The 16968-nt window shown below is 68.9% G+C and carries 14 protein-coding genes; 4 read left to right on the top strand and 10 right to left on the bottom strand.

Features of this window, described 5'->3' with window-relative positions:
* Window positions 1–62: 62 nt before the first annotated feature.
* From lon to QHF83_RS20745, 5 genes are all read right to left on the bottom strand, one after another.
* Window positions 63–2555: an endopeptidase La gene (lon, locus tag QHF83_RS20765; RefSeq protein ID WP_282419614.1), complete on the bottom strand. Its 2493-nt coding sequence runs from the start codon at window positions 2553–2555 to the stop codon at window positions 63–65.
* A 128-nt stretch (window positions 2556–2683) separates the two neighbouring features.
* Window positions 2684–3940, bottom strand: a complete 1257-nt coding sequence (clpX, locus tag QHF83_RS20760) for an ATP-dependent Clp protease ATP-binding subunit ClpX (protein WP_271924572.1) — start codon at window positions 3938–3940, stop codon at window positions 2684–2686.
* Window positions 3941–4382: 442 nt separating this feature from the next.
* On the bottom strand, window positions 4383–5096 hold the full coding sequence (locus tag QHF83_RS20755; protein ID WP_272421698.1) for an ATP-dependent Clp protease proteolytic subunit: 714 nt from the start codon (window positions 5094–5096) through the stop codon (window positions 4383–4385).
* 270 nt (window positions 5097–5366) lie between these two features.
* Window positions 5367–6632, bottom strand: coding sequence for a trigger factor (tig, locus tag QHF83_RS20750; RefSeq protein ID WP_282419613.1), 1266 nt, complete (start codon window positions 6630–6632; stop codon window positions 5367–5369).
* A 238-nt stretch (window positions 6633–6870) separates the two neighbouring features.
* Window positions 6871–7041, bottom strand: a complete 171-nt coding sequence (locus QHF83_RS20745) for a transcriptional regulator (protein WP_272421695.1) — start codon at window positions 7039–7041, stop codon at window positions 6871–6873.
* 457 nt (window positions 7042–7498) lie between these two features.
* On the opposite strand from QHF83_RS20745, the gene QHF83_RS20740 reads away from it, so the two are divergent.
* The 3 genes from QHF83_RS20740 to QHF83_RS20730 are packed head-to-tail and all read left to right on the top strand — an operon-like array spanning window position 7499 to window position 9782.
* Window positions 7499–8296 (top strand): AAA family ATPase, encoded by a 798-nt coding sequence (locus tag QHF83_RS20740; RefSeq protein WP_282419612.1) that lies wholly within the window; start codon window positions 7499–7501, stop codon window positions 8294–8296.
* Window positions 8293–9204 (top strand): ParB/RepB/Spo0J family partition protein, encoded by a 912-nt coding sequence (locus tag QHF83_RS20735; protein WP_282419611.1) that lies wholly within the window; start codon window positions 8293–8295, stop codon window positions 9202–9204. The genes QHF83_RS20740 and QHF83_RS20735 overlap by 4 nt, the downstream gene beginning before the upstream one ends.
* A 56-nt stretch (window positions 9205–9260) precedes the next feature.
* Entirely contained in the window at window positions 9261–9782 is a 522-nt protein-coding gene (locus QHF83_RS20730; RefSeq protein WP_282419610.1) for a VTT domain-containing protein, read from the top strand.
* Here QHF83_RS20730 and QHF83_RS20725 read toward each other — a convergent pair whose 3' ends face one another.
* From QHF83_RS20725 to QHF83_RS20715, 3 genes are read right to left on the bottom strand one after another with little or no spacing between them, the layout of a single operon-like run.
* The gene (locus QHF83_RS20725) at window positions 9783–10793 is read right to left on the bottom strand and encodes a tetratricopeptide repeat protein (protein WP_282419609.1); all 1011 of its coding nucleotides are present in this window, start codon (window positions 10791–10793) and stop codon (window positions 9783–9785) included.
* Window positions 10790–13576, bottom strand: coding sequence for a [protein-PII] uridylyltransferase (gene glnD / locus QHF83_RS20720; protein ID WP_282419608.1), 2787 nt, complete (start codon window positions 13574–13576; stop codon window positions 10790–10792). Before glnD ends, QHF83_RS20725 begins: the two co-directional genes overlap by 4 nt.
* Window positions 13573–14385, bottom strand: a complete 813-nt coding sequence (locus QHF83_RS20715) for a CheR family methyltransferase (RefSeq protein ID WP_282419607.1) — start codon at window positions 14383–14385, stop codon at window positions 13573–13575. The genes glnD and QHF83_RS20715 overlap by 4 nt, the downstream gene beginning before the upstream one ends.
* Window positions 14386–14725: 340 nt before the next feature.
* On the opposite strand from QHF83_RS20715, the gene QHF83_RS20710 reads away from it, so the two are divergent.
* Entirely contained in the window at window positions 14726–15628 is a 903-nt protein-coding gene (locus tag QHF83_RS20710) for a hypothetical protein (protein ID WP_282419606.1), read from the top strand.
* Between the two features lie 8 nt (window positions 15629–15636).
* Here QHF83_RS20710 and QHF83_RS20705 read toward each other — a convergent pair whose 3' ends face one another.
* Window positions 15637–16617 carry a lysophospholipid acyltransferase family protein gene (locus QHF83_RS20705; protein WP_282419605.1) on the bottom strand — a complete coding sequence of 327 codons (981 nt, stop codon included), beginning with the start codon at window positions 16615–16617 and terminating at the stop codon, window positions 15637–15639.
* Window positions 16614–16901, bottom strand: a complete 288-nt coding sequence (locus QHF83_RS20700) for a hypothetical protein (protein ID WP_282419604.1) — start codon at window positions 16899–16901, stop codon at window positions 16614–16616. The genes QHF83_RS20705 and QHF83_RS20700 overlap by 4 nt, the downstream gene beginning before the upstream one ends.
* Between the last annotated feature and the right edge of the window lie 67 nt (window positions 16902–16968).

Raw genomic sequence — 16968 nt, 5'->3', positions numbered from 1 at the left:
GCGCCGCCGCGATCCTTGCCAGCAGGGAGATGGGAGGAAACGAGGAGGGGTGCGCGCCTGGCCTAGGCGCCAGGCTGTTCGGCGGGCGAATCCGCCGGCAGGGACGGCATGGACGGAGCCGGCGAGCCGTTCGGCGTGACGAGCTCGCCGTCGCGGTACTCCAGGCGGGCGTGCGGCGGGCCGAACGTCGCCTCGGGGTCCTTCACGATGAGCGCCTCGCGCAGGACGTCGTCGACGTGCTCGACGAGCACGAGCCGGAGCGCGCGGAGCACGCGACGCGGGACGTCGCGCAGATCCTTGCGGTTCTCCTTCGGCAGGACGACGGTCGAGATGCCGCTCCGGTGCGCCGCGAGCAGCTTCTCCTTGAGCCCGCCGATCGCGAGCACGCGGCCCCGCAGCGTGACCTCGCCCGTCATCGCGAGGTCCTGACGAACGGGGACTTTCATGAGCGCGCTGCACACGGCCGTCACCATCGTCACGCCCGCGCTCGGACCGTCCTTGCGCACGAAGTCGGGGAAGTGCACGTGCACGTCCACCTTCTGGTACGCGTCGCTCGACAGCCCGAGCCGCTCGAGGTGCGAGCGCACGTAGCTCATCGCGGCCTGCGCGCTCTCCTCCATGCCCTTCTCGATCAGGCCCGTCACCACGAGCTTGCCCTTGCCGGGAAGGACCACGGCCTCGGCGGGCAGGAGATCGCCGCCGACGCTGGTCACCGCGAGGCCGTTCACGAGACCGACCTCGTCCTTTTCGGCGCGCCGGCCGAGCCGGTACTTGGGCACGCCGAGGAACTTCGGGATGCTCTTCGCGCTGATCTCGATGGGTTTGTCCTTCCCCTCGTTCACCACCTTGCGCGCGACCTTGCGGCAGACGCTGGCGATCTCGCGCTCGAGGGAGCGCACGCCGCTCTCCTTCGTGTAGTGGTGGATGATCGTCCGGACCGCGCCCTCGCTGAAGTTCATGTTCACGTCCTCGAGCCCGCACTCCTTGCGCTGGCGCGGGACGAGGTACTTCAGCGAGATGTTGAGCTTCTCGAACTCGGTGTAGCCGGAGAGCTGGATGATCTCCATGCGGTCCTGCAGCGGCACCGGGATGCCGCCGAGGGTGTTCGCCGTCGTGATGAACATCACGTCGGAGAGGTCGTAATCGAGGTCGAGGTAGTGATCGTTGAACGCGTGGTTCTGCTCGGGATCGAGGACCTCGAGCAGCGCCGCCGCGGGGTCGCCGCGGAAGTCGGTCGACATCTTGTCGACCTCGTCGAGCAGGAAGACGGGGTTGTTCGTCCCGGCCTTCTTGAGGCTCTGGATGAGCTTGCCCGGCAGCGCGCCGATGTACGTTCGGCGGTGGCCGCGGATCTCGGCCTCGTCGCGGACGCCGCCGAGCGAGAGGCGGACGAACCTGCGCCCCGTGGCGCGCGCGATGCTCTTCGCGAGGCTCGTCTTGCCGACGCCGGGAGGACCGACGAAGCAAAGCACCGGGCCCTTGAGCTTCTTCGTGAGCGCCTGGACCGCGAGGTACTCGAGGATGCGCTCCTTGATCTTGCGCAGCCCGTAATGGTCCTCGTCGAGGATCTTCTCCGCCTCCGTGAGGTCGAAGCGCTCCTCGCTCTTCTCGTACCAGGGCAGGTCGAGGATCCAGTCGATGTAGTTGCGCACGACGGTCGCTTCCGCGCTCGTCGGGTGCATCATCTTGAGCTTCTTGAGCTCCTTCTTGACCTTCGCGGTGGCCTCTTTGCTCATCCGCTTGGTCTTCAAAGCTTCTTCGATCTCTTGGATCTCGTTCTTGAACTCGTCGCGCTCGCCGCCGCCCAGCTCCTTCTGGATGGCCTGCATCTGCTCGTTCAGGTAGTACTCCTTCTGCGTCTTCTCCATCTGCTTCTTGACGCGGGAGCGGATCTTCTTCTCTACCTGAAGGATCTCGATCTCGGCCTGCATCAGCTCGATGAGGCGCTCGAGCCGCTGCTTCGGATCGTCCGTCTCGAGCAGGCTCTGTCGATCGGCGAGCTTGATGGTCGGCAGGTTCGCGACGATGGCGTCGGCGAGCCGCGAGGCGTCGTCGATGGCCTGCACGGCCATCAGGACCTCGGGCTGGATCTTCTTGTTGAGCTTTACGTAGACCTCGAAGGTGCTCTGCACGCTTCGCATGAGCGCCTCGACCTCGACGCTCGACGCGGCCTTCTCGGGGATCTCCTCGTACTCGACGAGGAAGAAGGCGTCCGACTGGACGAACTTCTTGATCTTCGCCCGACGCTTGCCCTCGATGAGCACCTTCACCGTCCCGTCGGGCAGGCGGAGGAGCTGCATGATCACGCCGACCGAGCCGACGGCGAAGATGTCCTCGGCCGTCGGGTCGTTCGTCTTGGCGTTGCGTTGCGCCGCGAGGAAGATCTCCTTGCCCCGGTTCATCGCCTCGTCGAGCGCGGCGATCGAGCGCTCGCGGCCGACGAAGAGCTGGGAGACCATATAAGGAAAGACGATGATGTCCCTGAGCGGCAGGAGGGGTGCGACCCCGCGCTCCGGGGCGGACTTGCCGCGATCACTGTCGTTCTTGAAGAACATCCGACGTCTTTCTCGCCCCGGCGCGCGGCCGGGGCAAACGGGCCTACGGGTGATCGCTCGCTCGTGAAGATGAGCGAGTCGACGCGAGGAAGAGGAAATGGAGTGGGGGAGGACGTCCTCCCCCGGCGCTAAGCGAGCTCCGCTTCTTTCTGGTAAACGATCAGCGGGGCTTCGTGCTTGAGGATGACGTCCTCGCTGACGACGACCTCCTTCACGCCCGCGCGCGAAGGGACGTCGTACATGATGTCGAGCATCGCCGCCTCGAGGATGGCCCGGAGGCCACGCGCGCCGCTGTTGCGGTCGAGGGCCTGCCGCGCGACCGCCGTGAGCGCGCCCTTCGTGAACTTGAGCTTCACGCCGTCCATCTCGAGCAGCTTCTGGTACTGCTTCACGAGGCTGTTCTTCGGCTTCGTGAGGATGTCGATGAGCGCGTCCTCGTTCAGCTCGTGCAGCGTCGCGATGATGGGCAAACGGCCGATGAACTCCGGGATCAGGCCGAACTTGAGGAGATCCTCGGGCTGAACCTGCGAGAGCAGATCGCCGAGCTTGAACTCCTTCTTCGACCTGATCTCGGCGCCGAACCCGAGCGTGTTCTGCCCGACGCGGCGCTGGATGATCTGATCGAGCCCGACGAACGCGCCGCCGCAGATGAACAGGATGTTCGTCGTGTCCACCTGCAGGAAATCCTGCTGCGGGTGCTTGCGGCCGCCCTTCGGAGGCACGTTCGCGATCGTGCCCTCGATGATCTTCAGGAGCGCCTGCTGCACGCCCTCGCCCGAGACGTCGCGCGTGATGCTCGGGTTGTCGCTCTTCCGGCTGATCTTGTCGATCTCGTCGATGTAGACGATGCCGCGCTGCGCGCGCTCGACGTCGTGATCGGCGTTCTGGAGGAGCTGGACGATGATGTTCTCGACGTCCTCACCGACGTAGCCCGCCTCGGTCAACGTCGTGGCGTCGGCAATCGCGAAGGGCACGTTGATGATCTTCGCGAGCGTCTGCGCGAGCAGCGTCTTGCCGGAGCCCGTCGGGCCGAGCAAAAGGATGTTCGACTTCTGCAGCTCGACGTCGTCCGAGTGCACCCGGCTGTCGATGCGCTTGTAGTGGTTGTGCACCGCGACCGAGAGGACCTTCTTCGCTCGGTGCTGCCCGACCACATACTCGTCGAGGATGGCCTTGATGTCGGCCGGCTTGGGGATCGGGGCAGAGCCGGCGTACGGCTCGTCCTTCTCGACCTCCTCGGCAATGATGTCGTTGCAGAGCCCGATGCACTCGTCGCAGATGTACACCGTCGGCCCAGCGATGAGCTTCTTCACCTCCTTCTGCGATTTGCCGCAGAAGGAGCAGCTCAGATTGCCGTTCGAGTGATCGTCCCGCCTTCGCTCCACTTCGCCTCTCGCCTCTCTCGCCTCGCCGTGGCCCCGGCACTTTCGCACCTCGGGCCCTTTTCATTCGAGCATGCCCGGTGTCCGCAGCGGCGTTCACCGAGGCGCGCTCGACGACGAAAACGATGCTGAAAATCCGCGTTTTTCCAGCGTATCGCCGTGAGCGGATTCTAGTCCCCTACCCTGTGACCCGCAAGTTAACGCTCGTGCTTCGCGCGCTCGGTCGCCGCCCGTCCCTACGGCTCCGGGCGACGCGAGGCGTGCATTTCATGCACCTCGGGGCGCATGTATCTGACCGCAAGTGCCATCCGCGGCACAAGAAGACGAGTACGGACGGATTGGTTTCGTCCAAGGCGCGTTCCCATCCACGCGGCCCGGAAACAGCCCGGGCCGCGTGCTCCCAGCCGAGCGCCCGCCCTTCGCAGGCGGGCGTCGCGATCCTGCTTCACAAGGCCTGGGGCGAGCCCTTGATGCGCTTCGGCAGGACCTCGTCGATCAGGCCGTACTCCTTGGCCTGCGGCGCGCTCAGATAGAAGTCGCGCTCGATGTCCTTGGCGAGCTCCTCGCGATTCTTGCTCGTCGCGTCGGCGAGGATGTCGATCAAGGTCTCTTTCATCTTCTTGATCTCACGCGCCTGGATCTCGATGTCCGTCGCCTGGCCGCGCGCGCCGCCGAGGGGCTGATGGATCATCATGCGCGCGTGCGGCAGCGCGTACCTGCGACCCTTGTGGCCCGCCGCGAGCAGCACCGCGCCCATCGACGCGGCCTGGCCGATGCACATCGTCGAGACCGGGCAACGGACGTACTGCATCGTGTCGTACATCGCGAGGCCGCTCGTCACGATGCCGCCAGGGCTGTTGATGTAGACCTGGATGTCCTTGTCGGGATCTTCGCTCTCGAGGAAGAGGAACTGCGCGATGACGGCGTTCGCCACGAAGTCGTCGATCTCGGTCCCGATGAAGACAATCCGGTCCTTGAGCAGACGGCTGAAGATGTTCCACTCACGCTCGCCGCGGTGGGTCACCTCGGTGACCGTGGGCAGGACATAGCCCTGCTCCCGGAGCGTGGTGAGGCCCGACGCCCGGTCGCTTGCCACCGCATCGTGGTCCCGCTCGAGAAACTCCATCGCCTGCTTACGTGTCTCGACTCGTCGGATCATCCAGGGCTCCGCTGTGGTTCGGCAAAAGGGTGCCGGGAGGCCCTAGTCGTGAGCCAGAAGCCCGCGCTTCGCAAGCCCGAACCGTGGGGTCGGTGTGAAGAAATGCGGCGGCCGAACGTGAGCCGTTTTCTCGCTTCCGCGAGGGAATTTCGTTCGTGGTGGGAGAGACTCGAAAGCCTGGAGAGGCATCGATGGACGTGAAGACGAAAACGGGCGCGCTGGTGACACCAGCACGCCCGCTCGTGATGCCGCAGATCGTGTGCGAAGCCGTCAGGCTTCCGTGATCTTCGCGGCGGCCTCGATGAGGTCGAGGATCTTGTCTTCCAGGATCATGCCGATCAGCATCTCCTGCTTCTTCGGATCGCGGTACTCGGCCTTGACCTTGGCGACGTTCTTGCCGGTCTGCTCGGCGAGCTCCTCGTAGCCCTTCTCGATGTCCTGCGGCGTGACCTGCACGGTCTTCGCCTTCGCGATCTCGGCCATGATCAGGCCCGCGCGGACCTTCGTCTCGGCGTCGGCGTGCACGCGCGCGCGGAGCTCGGGCGTCATCTCGAGGCGCTGGCCCTGACGGCGCGCCGTCGCGACGAGCTCGCGCTCCGTGATCTGCGCCTGCTGCTCGACGAGCGAGGGAGGCACCGGGATCGGGTTCGCCTTGCAGAGCTCGAAGACGAGCTTCTCCGCGACGGAGTCGGTCGCCTTCTGCTTGAGCTCCTTCTCGATCTTCGCCGAGAGCGCGGCGCGCATGGCCTCGAGGTTCTCGTGGCCCACGTCCTTCGCGAACTCGTCGTCGACCTCGGGGAAGTTCCGCTCGCGGACCTCCTTCAGCGTGACGTGGAACGTGCCCGTCTTGCCGCGGAGCGACTCGTTCGTGTGGCGCTCCGAGAAGGCCACCGTGGCGTCCTTGGTCTCGCCGACGTTCATGCCGGTGAGGACGTCCTCGATCTCCTTGAAGATCTGGCCGCTGCCGATCTCGGTCTCGATCTCCTGCGGCTTGTCCTCGCGGACCTTGCCGTCGACGTCGAGGGTGAAGGCGATGCGCACGACGTCGCCGGCCTTCGCTGCACGCTCGGGCTCGGGCGTCGAGAGCGTCGCGTGCTCACGGCGGAGGCGCGCCACCTCGGCGTCGATCATGTCGGCCGAGACCTCGGTCTTCGGCCGGCTGACCTCGAAGCCCTCCCACTTCACCTCGGCGATGTCGGGGCGAACCTCGAAGCGCGCCTTGTAGGAGAACGACTCCTCCGGGCGGAGCTCGACGGGGGCGATGTCGGGCTGCGAAAGGGGCTGCACCTGCTGCGAGGCGAGGGCGCGGTTCAACGTGGTGTCGACCAGCCGGCGGGCGACGTCCGCGTGGATGCTGCCCGAGTAGAGGTGGGCGAGCACGTGGCGCGGCGCCTTGCCTTGGCGGAAGCCCCTCACGCGGGCGGAGCGCTGGAGGTTGGCGTAGGCCTTGTCCACCTCGGTGCGAACCTGCTCGGCAGGGATCTCGACCTTGAGCTCGACGAGGACCGGGGAGAGCTTTTCGACGGTGACTTGCATGGGCGTTCGTTGGAAGGAACGGCGCCATGCCATGCACGGCGAGAGGGGTCAAGCGAGGGCGGGTTTGAAGACAAAAAAAGAGCCCCGACGGAGAGGCGCCGTCGAGGCTCGGTCGGGTCCAAGCTGCCCAGGAGGTCCTGGCGAGACGTAGGGCTCGGCCCCCCGATGCGTCCGATGCCGCAAAGCACCCTTCGGACGCATCGGGGGACGGAGGCCCGCTCGCGGCGGGCCCCCTGCCTCAGAAGTCGCGCATGGAAGCGAAGGGATCGTCGTCCTGGTCGAGCTCCATCTCCTCCTCGAAGGAGGTGTCCTCGACGATGTCCTCGAGGCTCAGGTTGACGCGGGTGCCCGCGCGGATGATCTCACGCTCGAACTCGGCGAAGTTCTGGAAGCTCTTCGGCAGCGGCATGGCTCTCTCCTCGGCAGCGCGTGGGTTCGGCGGCCCGTCGCGCAGAAATCGGCTCAGGTCGAACGGCGGTCGTGGTTCGGGAAAAGCGGGAGGACGCGCGCAGGCGCCGTGAGGCTCGGCGCGGCCCAGAAGGCCCGCGCGAGCACGCGGTCGCACGCGGTCGACTCGTGGTGGGCAACGAGGGCGCTCGCGAGCCGAAGCCCGCGGACCCCAGGGCCCCTCCGGCCCCCGGAGCGGCGCGACATCGTTGGCGTCGATGACGTTGTCCTACATGCACCCACAGCGAGCGACATGTGCGCCACTGTAGATACTGGTGCGTCAAGGGCCAAAAAAACGTGATCGACGCGCCCTCGACGGGGGGGCGAGGGTCGTGTAAGCAGCCGCTACCCACGGGATCGTCCCCCGGGACGGACGACCCTCCACCGCGCCGGAAGGCACGGCGTTCCCGGCACATTTCATGGCCCCCTCGCCCCTCATCTATGCCGTCGCCAACCAGAAGGGCGGCGTCGGCAAAACGACGACCTCGGTGAACCTGGCCGCGAGCCTCGCCGCGGCGGAGAAGCGGACCCTGCTCGTGGACTGCGATCCGCAGGGCAACGCTTCGAGCGGCGTCGGCGTGCGCCGGCCGAGCATCGAGCGCTCGCTCTACGACGTGCTCATCGGCCGCTCGACGCTGCGCGAGACGGTGATCTCGACCTCGGTGCCGCGGCTCGACGTGGTCCCGGCGACGCAGGACCTCGTGGCCGCGGAGATCGAGCTCGTCGACGCGCCCGACCGCGCGACGAAGCTGCGCGACGCGCTACGGCCCCACACCGCGGGCTACGAGTACGTGATCCTCGACTGTCCGCCGAGCCTGGGCTTGCTCACGCTGAACGCGCTCGTGGCCGCGGACCGGGTGCTCGTGCCGCTGCAGTGCGAGTACTACGCGCTCGAGGGTCTCACGTACCTGATGGCGACGATCGACCGCGTGAAGGCGGCCTTCAACCCGGACCTCGGCGTCGAGGGTATCGTGCTCACGATGTACGACGGGCGAACCTCGCTGACGCACCAGGTGGCCGACGAGGTGAAGGGTCACTTCAAGGTCTTCGACTCGATCATCCCGCGAAACGTAAAACTCTCCGAGGCGCCGTCGCACGGAAAGCCCGTGCTGCTCTACGACGCCTCGTCAAAGGGCGCGCAGGGCTACCTGAGCCTGGCGCGCGAGATCCTCGAGGTGAACCGGCCGAAAGGCAAAGTCGCGAGGCCGAGGCCATGAGCACGGATCCGAAGAACGCGCCGCGCCGTGCCCTCGGCCGCGGGCTCGACGCGCTCCTGCCCGCCGCCGCGCCCCCGTCGCCGTCCGGCGCGTCGTACGGCGACAAGAGCGTGTTCACGTGCCCGATCGAGCGCATCGGGCCGCAGCCGGGGCAGCCGCGGCAGCACTTCGACGACGAGGCGCTCGAGGAGCTCGCGGCGTCGATCCGGGAGCACGGGATCCTCGAGCCGATCGTGGTGCGCCGCCCGCAGGCGGGCGCCGACAAGTACGAGATCATCGCCGGCGAGCGGAGGTGGCGCGCAGCGCAACGCGCGGGCCTGAAGGACGTGCTCGTCGTGGTGAAGGACGTCTCGCCGAAGGAGGCGTTCGAGCTCGCGCTCGTGGAGAACGTGCAGCGCGAGGACCTGAACCCGATCGAGCTCGCCGAGGCCTTCGACAGGCTGCTCCGGGAGCACGGCTACACGCAGGAGTCGCTCGCGGAGCGCGTGGGCAAGAACCGCACGACGGTGACGAACAGCCTGCGGCTCTTGAAGCTCCCCGCGCGCGTGCGGTCGATGGTGATCGGCGGCGACCTCAGCGAGGGTCACGCGCGCGCGCTGCTCGGCGCGCCCGACGAGAAGGCGATGGAAGAGATCGCCGACAAGGCGGTGCGTGGTCGGCTGCCGGTGCGAAAGGTCGAGGAGCTCGTGCGCACCTCGCGCGGCCCGAAGGAGGGCGGCGGAGGCAAGGGCAACAAGGCCGACGAGCCCGCGCCGAAATCGCCGGGCGTGAAGGACCTGGAAGCGCGGCTCATGCGCAAGCTCGGCGCGAAGGTCGAGGTGCGCGACAAGGACGGGCGCGGCGAGATCGCCGTCGCCTACGGCTCGCTCGACGAGCTCGATCGGCTGCTCGCTCTGCTCGGCGCGTGACGCGTACGTGAGGGCGGGCGCTTGCGGTGCCCGCCCGGTCGCCGCACGATCCCCTCGTGCCGAACGTCGTGCCCACGCTCGCGATGTTCTTCGGGCTGGTGATGCTCGCGGCCTTCGTGCCGCAGCCGCTGACGCCTGCGACGCTCCTGGCCGGGAAGGCGGCGCCGCCGTGGGCCCTCGCGCTCGTCGCGGCCGTGGCGGCGGCGCTTGCTGCGTTCCTCGATCACCGCCTCGTGCGCACGACGTTCAAGATCAAGGCGCTCGCGGAGATCCGGAAGAAGTCGCTTTTCCAGCGCGCCGAAGGCTGGGTGAAGGTCGCGCCGTTCCTGACGACGGCGGCCTTCGCGGCCTTGCCGTTGCCGTTCATCATCGTGCGGGTCTTGATGCCGCTCTCGGGCTACCCGGCGCTGCGATACGCCGTCGCCGTGGGGCTCGGACGCGCGCCGCGCGTCTACGTGATCGCGATCGTGGGCAAGGAGCTCGACATCCCGACGGAGCTGCTCGCCTTCGCCATCGCGCTCGGCGCGCTCGTGTCGCTCGCCGCGTTCGTGCGGCAGAGGCGCGCGTCGAGAACGTGATCAGCGCTTGTTGATCGCCTTGATCTCGCGGAGTTTGTCCTTCGCGGCCTTGCCGATCGGCGAGTCCTTCCCGAACTCGACGGCCTTGCCCATGGAGAACTCGGCGCTCTGCGGCTTCTGGAGCGCGAGCTGCGCGAGGCCCATGTAGTAGTACCCCGCGGCGTAGTCGGGCTTCACCTTGACGGACTCCTGGTAGTCCGCGAGCGCGCCGGCCTCGTCGCCGAGCTCGTGCTTGCAGGTGCCGCGACGGACGAACCACTCGGGGTCCGTCCCCTTGAGCTTGATCGCGCGATCGAACGCGGCCACGCAGTCGCCGAACGCCTTGCCGTAGCCGAGCATGCGGCCGACCGTGACGAGCATCGCGGGGTCGTCCTTCGTGCCTTCGAGGACCTTCTTCAGGTGCGGCACGGCCTTCTCGTGTTGCTTCGCCTCGGCGAGCATCGCCGCGTACTCGAAGCGCACCTCGACGTTGTCCCCCTTCGCGATGGCCGTCTCGTAGGCCTTCGACGCGCCCTCGACGTCGCCCTTCAGGCCGAGCGCGTAGCCGAGGTTGCGCAACATGCCGACGTCGCCGGGCGTCTTTTCGAGCGCTGCGCGGAGGTACTTGACGGCGTCGTCGGCGCGCGGCGGGCTCGTCGAGAGGTAGATGGCCGCGAGGTTCTGCGCGGCCGCGGCGAGGCCCGGCTTGATCTGGAGCGCGGCGAGGTAGGACTTCTCGGCGCCGGCGAGATCGTTCTCCTTCTCGAGGACGAGGCCCATGTACGCGTGCGCCTCGGCGTTGTCCGGCGACGCCTTGAGCGCGCGCTCGAGGTGGACCTTGCCGGCCGCGTATTGCTCCTTCTCGATGAACGCGACGGCGCGCTGGAAGTCGGTCTGCGCGGCGCCCTCGTTGATGCCTTCGCTGCCGCCGAGCGGCGGATCCGCGACGAGATCGGGATCCTTCGGGGGCGGCGTGCTGCCGCATGCCGTGAGGAGAAGCGCCGTGATGCAAGGGAAGAGGAAGGCTCTCATCGCTCTGCGCGAGGAGGAGGAGGAGAAGACCATGACCTGCTGTTTCCTTCTTGCTCGAGCGATTCGAGCACCGACTCGATTCGTTGCCGCACCTCGGCGGCGCGCTTGCCCGGCGCCACTTTACCGCCGTCCGCCTCGCTCACGTAGAACACATCGGCCGCGCGCGTGCCCTCGGTGTTGATCTTGGCCACGACGATGCTGAGACCGAGGCGGTGGAGCGCGTCGGAGATGGCGTGCAAGAGGCCCGGGCGATCCCGGGTCATCACCTCGATGACCGTGTGCCGCGGCGAGGCGCGATCGTCGATGGAGACCTGCGTGCGCACGCGCGGCGTCGCGCGGCCCGGCAGCGTGCTCTTGCCGCGCTTGCTCGCGAGCTCGGCCGTGGTCGTGCGGCCTTCGAGCACGGCGTCGAGGTCCCGCACGAGGACCGGCAGCGCACGCGCGACGCCCTCCACGCCCTCGGCGCGATCCCGCACCCAGAAGAGGTCGACGGCCTCGACCGTGCCGTCCGGCAATGCCCGCGAGTGGATCTGCGCGGCGTGGACTTCGAGGCGCGAGGCCGTGAGCGCGGCCGTGATCGACGCGAGGAGGCCGGGGCGATCCGCAGCGATGACGCAGATCTCGGCGGCCTGCGGGTGCCTCGAAGGGACGAGCGCGACGCTGACCGTCCGGCCCTCGTGCTTGCGCGCGAGCTCGGCGTGCGCGGCGATCGCCGCGGGGGCGTTCGAGAGCAGGTAACGCTCGGGCATCGACGCGAGGTACGTCGGGACGAACGCTTGCCGCGCGGCCCGCTCCTCGTCCGAGGACGCGGGGAGCGCGAGCGCAGCTTCGAGCACGGCCGACTGCGCGCGCGCCAAGCGCTCGTCCTCGCCCGGGTTGCCCGCGAGCGCGCGATCGGCGGCGAGGTAGAGCTCGTCGAGCATGCGCGCCTTCCACGAGGTCATCGACGTCGGGCTCGTCGTGGAGAGGTCGGCGACCGTGAGCAGGTAGAGCTCGGAGAGCGTGTCCCGATCGGGGATCACGCGTAAAAACTCGTCGATCGTCGCGGGATCGTCGAGGTCACGCCGCGTCGCCACGTGGTACATCACGAGGTGCTGGCGCACGAGATGGCATGCGGCCGCGACGTCCTCGGCCGGCAAGCCGAGGCGCTTCAGGATGCCGTCGGCCATGACGGCGCCGCGCTCGCTGTGATCCTTGCCGCCGATCGCCTTGCCCACGTCGTGCAGGAGCGTCGCGAAGAACAGCATCGTCTTGCGTGTCGCCTCGGCCGCGAGTCGGCACGCGAGCGGATGCTCGGCCGTGAGCTCACCACGCACGAGCGCCGCGAGTCGATCGACCGCGGCCACCGAGTGCACGTCGACCGTGTACACGTGGTAGACGTCGTGGTGCACGCGCCCGACGACCGGCAAAAACTCGGGGATCATCGCGAGGAGGAGCCCGAGGTCGTGCATCTCGGCGAGCGGAGAGCCGCGCTTCAGGCGGGTCTCCTCGGTCGTCGAGACGAGCGCGCAGAAGAGGCGCGCGGCCTCGGGGCTCTCACGCAGGCTCTCGGTCCATGAAGGATCCGCGGCGGCGCGCGCGATGGCGTCGCGGGCCCACGGAAGGAGCGGCGCGCGGCGCTCGACGGCCGCCGAGACCATGCGCAGCGCGAGCGCAGGCTCCTTCGTGACGAGCTCGAGCTCGCTCATGGTCACGCAGCCGTCGAACATGCGCACGCCGCCGCCGAGGTCCTCCTCGCGCGGCTTTTTCTTGCCGAGCATCGGCGCGGCGCGCGCGAGCATGGTCTCCCGCGCGCTCGAGATGATGCGCGCGCTGCGGTAGTACGCGCTCATCATCTTTTCGACGGCCTCGCCGCCCTCGCCGTAGCCGAGCAGCGCCGCGATCGACTCCTGCTCGTCGAACGTGAGCCTGTCGCTGCGCCGCCCCGCGTGCGCGTGGAGCAGGTTCCGGATGCGGAAGAGCAGCTCGCGCGCCGCGGCGATCTCCGCCGACTCGCGCGGCAAGAGCGCCCCCACGCGCACGAGGTCGTCGAGCTCGTGCACGCCGAAGCGCGCCTTGCCCGCCCAGCCCGCGACGTCGAGATCGCGCAGCCCGCCCGCCCCGTTCTTCACGTCGGGCTCGAGCAGATAGACCGATCCGCCGAACCGCGCGTGCCGCTCGCGCACCTCGTCCTCGAGCTGCGCGAGGAACCGAGGCAGCTCCGTGTGCGCGAAGAGGCCTGCGTCGCACCGCGTCTTCAGCTCGTCCGAGAGCGCGCGGCTCCCCGTGATGTGTCGGTAGTCGAGCAAGCTCGTCGCCGTGGGCAAATCCGAGCGGGCCGCCTCGACGAGCGACTCGACCTTGCCGACCTGATGACCGATCGGCACGCCCATGTCCCAGAGCGGGTAGAGCAGCGCTTCCGCCACGGCCGCAGCCGCGCCGAGGTCGCGCGCGAGCAGGCGGACGTCGAGATCGCTCCCGAGCGCGAGCGCGCCGCGCCCGTACCCGCCCACGCCGCCGAGCGCGACTTCTTCGAACGCGTCGGCGACCTCCTTCGGCGCGGCCTCGCCGCCGGGCAAACGCAGGCGTCCTTCGCGCGCCTCGGTCTGCAGGATCTCGAACAGCCGCGTGAGGAGCTCGTCGCAGAGCCGCGCGTGCTTGCGGCCGAGCACGAGCCCGCATGCGTCGAGCGGCGCGGGGTGGCTGCTCGAAGGCACGAGCGCTTCGAGCTCGGCGCGTCGCGCGGACCATTCGCGGCGAAGATCCACGAGCACGCCCGTCGGATCCTTCACCTCGGCGGTCATGGTCGTCGCTTCGGGGGGCGGAGCGCGGTGACGGTGGGCGCGAGGCGGAACGGCTCGAGGCCCATGCCGCGCAGGCGGAGCACCTCGCTCGCGGCCGAGAACAGAAGTCCCCCGTCTTCGAGCTCGTTCGCGAGCCGCATGGCGACCTGCTCGCCGGCCTGCGTCGTCAGGTAGAGCAGCACGTTCTTGAACAGGATGATGTGGAACGGCCCCTGCGGCACGCGCTTGACGAGATCGCACTCCTCGAACTCGACCGCGTTGCGCACGAGCAGACCCACGCGCAGGCGGCCGTTCTGTTCGTCGCAGAAGCGCTCGACCCACGTGGGTGGGATGTCGCGCGCCGCCTCGCGCCCGTACGTCGCCTCGCGCGCGACCGCGATCGCCTCGGCCGAACGATCCACGCCGAGCACGCGGAAGCGCCGGCGCGCCGCCGTGAGCAACATGCCCATGGTGTACGCCTCTTCGCCCGTGCTGCAGCCGGCCGAGAGCACCGCGAGCTCCACGTCCGCGGGGAAGAGTTTTTCGAGCTGACGCTCGATCGCCTCCCACTGCGAGCCGTCCCGGTAGAAGCGCGTCTCGCCGACACGCAACGACGTAACGATCTGCTCGACCGCGGTCTTGTCCTTGATGAGCTCCCGCGCGACCTGGTTCATCGACAGGCCGCTCCTGTACGACTGATGCTCGAGGTAGCGACGCACGCGATCGCGCACCCATCCTGGTGTCGCGCCGCTCGAGCCGAAGCCGAAAAGCTCTTCGGCGAGCCTCAGCGCGACGTCGACGGCGCGATCGCCCGAGTCAGGTCCAGACACGGATGAGCCCTTCGCGCGCGCCATGCAGATCGTGTTCGCTTGGGAGAAGCCCGCGCGACGCATGCGCTCCCCGCCGCGCGCCGTCCTCGAGGCGCGCGCAGGGCATGTCGTCGCTCGACAGGCTTCCCGCTTCCATCGCGCCGCCAATTTATCACCAAGGGCCAGCCATCCAGGCCAAACATTCACCTTTCCGACCTCCCTCCGCCGTGAACCCGGGTCCACGCCCCCGCTCGCCCGGCGTGATACACTTCGCCCTCCGAGGCGCTCGGCCGCCTGGGGTCCCTCCCATCGAACCCGGAAAGCACGTATGGCTTGGAACTTGCTCCCTTTCGCCCCCGCCATGCGCAAGACGATGCTCTGCTCGGCCGCGGCGCTCGCCTGGTCCCTCACTGCCGGCATCGCCTCGGCCCAGGTGCCGCCCCCGCCGCTCGAACCGCTTCCGCCCGGAGCGCCCCTCCCGCCCAACATCGTCCAGCATCCCGACGGCCGCACCACCGTCACCCGCACGCCCGAGGAGGGCGTCGACGTCCACGCGCAGACGAGCTCTGGCGCGGTCCACGCGTACGGCTGCGGTCGCGTCGACGTCGATCCACGCGCCACGCAGCCCAGCGAGGCTCCGCACGGCGCGTGTCCCCTTCCCCACGCGTCGCCGTACCCGTACCCCTACACGCCTCCGCCTGCGTACGCCTATCCGCCCCCGCCTCCGCCTCCGCCGCCCGCCCGCAAACAAAAACCTCGCTACGCCCCGGATCCGGCCCGTCGCGGCGCGCTCATCGCGTCGAGCATCATCTTCGGCCTCGGCACGGCCACGACCGGCGCCGCGTACCTCATCTCCCTCGGCGTGAACGCGGCCTGCGGCGCCACGGACGCCTGCGTCGAGCCCTCGAAGTCCCCACTGTACGCGATGGGCGCGATCCTGACGATCACGCCGAGCGTCCCGCGCTTCGTCGTGGGCGACTGGGGCAAGGGGCTGCTCTACACGGCGCTCCGGGGCGGCTCGTTCGCCGTCGGCACGATGATCGAGTGGGACGACCCGACCTACCTCGTCCCGCTCACGTTCGCGTTCCTCGCGCCGCTCACGCTCGGCATCGTGGACCTCGCGACGACGCCGCATCGCGAGCAGCTCGAAGCCAAGAAGCGAAGCCGTGCGAGCAGCTTCGAGCTTCAGGGCATCGGCCCGACCGTCGCGTACGACCTCCGCGGGAACACGATCCCGGCCCTCGGCGCGATCGGCACGTTCTGACGCGCGCGCTAGCCCTCCTTCGGCCGGCGAAGCTCCTTCCAGCGCCGGTGCAACCACAACCACTGCGCCGGGTACGTCTCGACGAACGACGCGAGCGCGTCCGTGATCCGCGCCGCGACCTGCACGACATCGGCCCGCGTGGCGAGCGCGTCTGGCTCGATCAGATCGACGGCGTCGAGCTCGTGCAAGCCATCGTCGCGGCGGCGGCCAAACGCGACGACGATCGGCGCACGCGCGCGCGACGCCATCAAAAACGGCGCGAGGTCGCACCACGCAGGCGCGCCGAGGAACGGGATCTGCGCGACGCCGGTCGCGCGCTCGGGGGCTTGATCGATCATCATCGCGACGACGTCGCCGCGGGCGAGCGCTTCCCGTACGCGCGCCGTGGCGCCGCGGGCGTCGACGAGCAGGACACCACGCTCCGCGCGCAGGCGTTGCCACGTGCGATCGAGCGCGCGCCAGGACAAACGCTTCGTGATCACGTGCAGCGCTGTCGTGCGTCCCGACGGACCCACTCGATCCCGGAGCCACGCCGCCGCCGCGCACGCCGACAGATCCCAGTTGCCCGTGTGCGCCGTCGCGACCACCACGCCGCGGCCATGCGCGAGAGCCCGTGTGAAAAGGTCCGCGGCCCGCGGCGACACCACGAGCTTCGCTTCGAGCGGCTCCTCTGGCCGCCCCGCGGTCCAGAGCAGCTCGAACAGGCCCGCGCCGAGCGAGCCGTACATCGCGGCCGCCGCGCGCCTCGGCTCCCGCACGCCTGCGCGCGCCATGGCCGATTCGACGTGACGGCGCCGCACCCGCACGAGCCCGAAGACGAGCGCGCCCAGCGCTGCGCCGAACGAGCGGAGCGCGCGGTACGGCAAGAGCGCCACGAGGCGCGCCACGAGCCACATCCACAGCGGTCCTCGCGAACCCTGCGGGAGAGCCTCGGGCGCGCCCTTCGCGCGGGCGCCGAGCGTCTCGTCCGCTCGGCCTTCCGCGTTCAACCCAAGAAGCCTGCCTTGCGGCCCGCGGAGACCTTCGTGCCGCCGTCGAGGCTGACCGCGAAGAGATCCTCGCGCGCCACGAAGAACGTCTCGCCCTTGTTCGAGCGCGCCCGGATGACCCCGTGGGCGATCCGCAGCGCTTCCACCTTCGCGATGTTCAGCGCGACGCCGTCGTGCGCGGCGTACAGCGTCAAGAGCTGCCCCTCCGGCAGGCGAAGCCAACCCTCCGGGTCGGTCGTGACGGAAGCGGAGTCGAGCACGGTGCGGAACATGTCCTCGGTCATGCGGCACATTTCCCGCCACGAGCCTCACGCGTCAAGCGCGAGCGCCCCTCGGACGAGACCGCGTGGT

Source organism: Polyangium sp. 15x6 (genome assembly GCF_029960785.1).
Classification (GTDB): Bacteria; Myxococcota_A; Polyangia; order Polyangiales; family Polyangiaceae; genus Polyangium.
The sequence above is the reverse complement of the archived record's forward strand: the minus strand, read 5'-3'. Positions and strand labels throughout refer to the sequence as shown.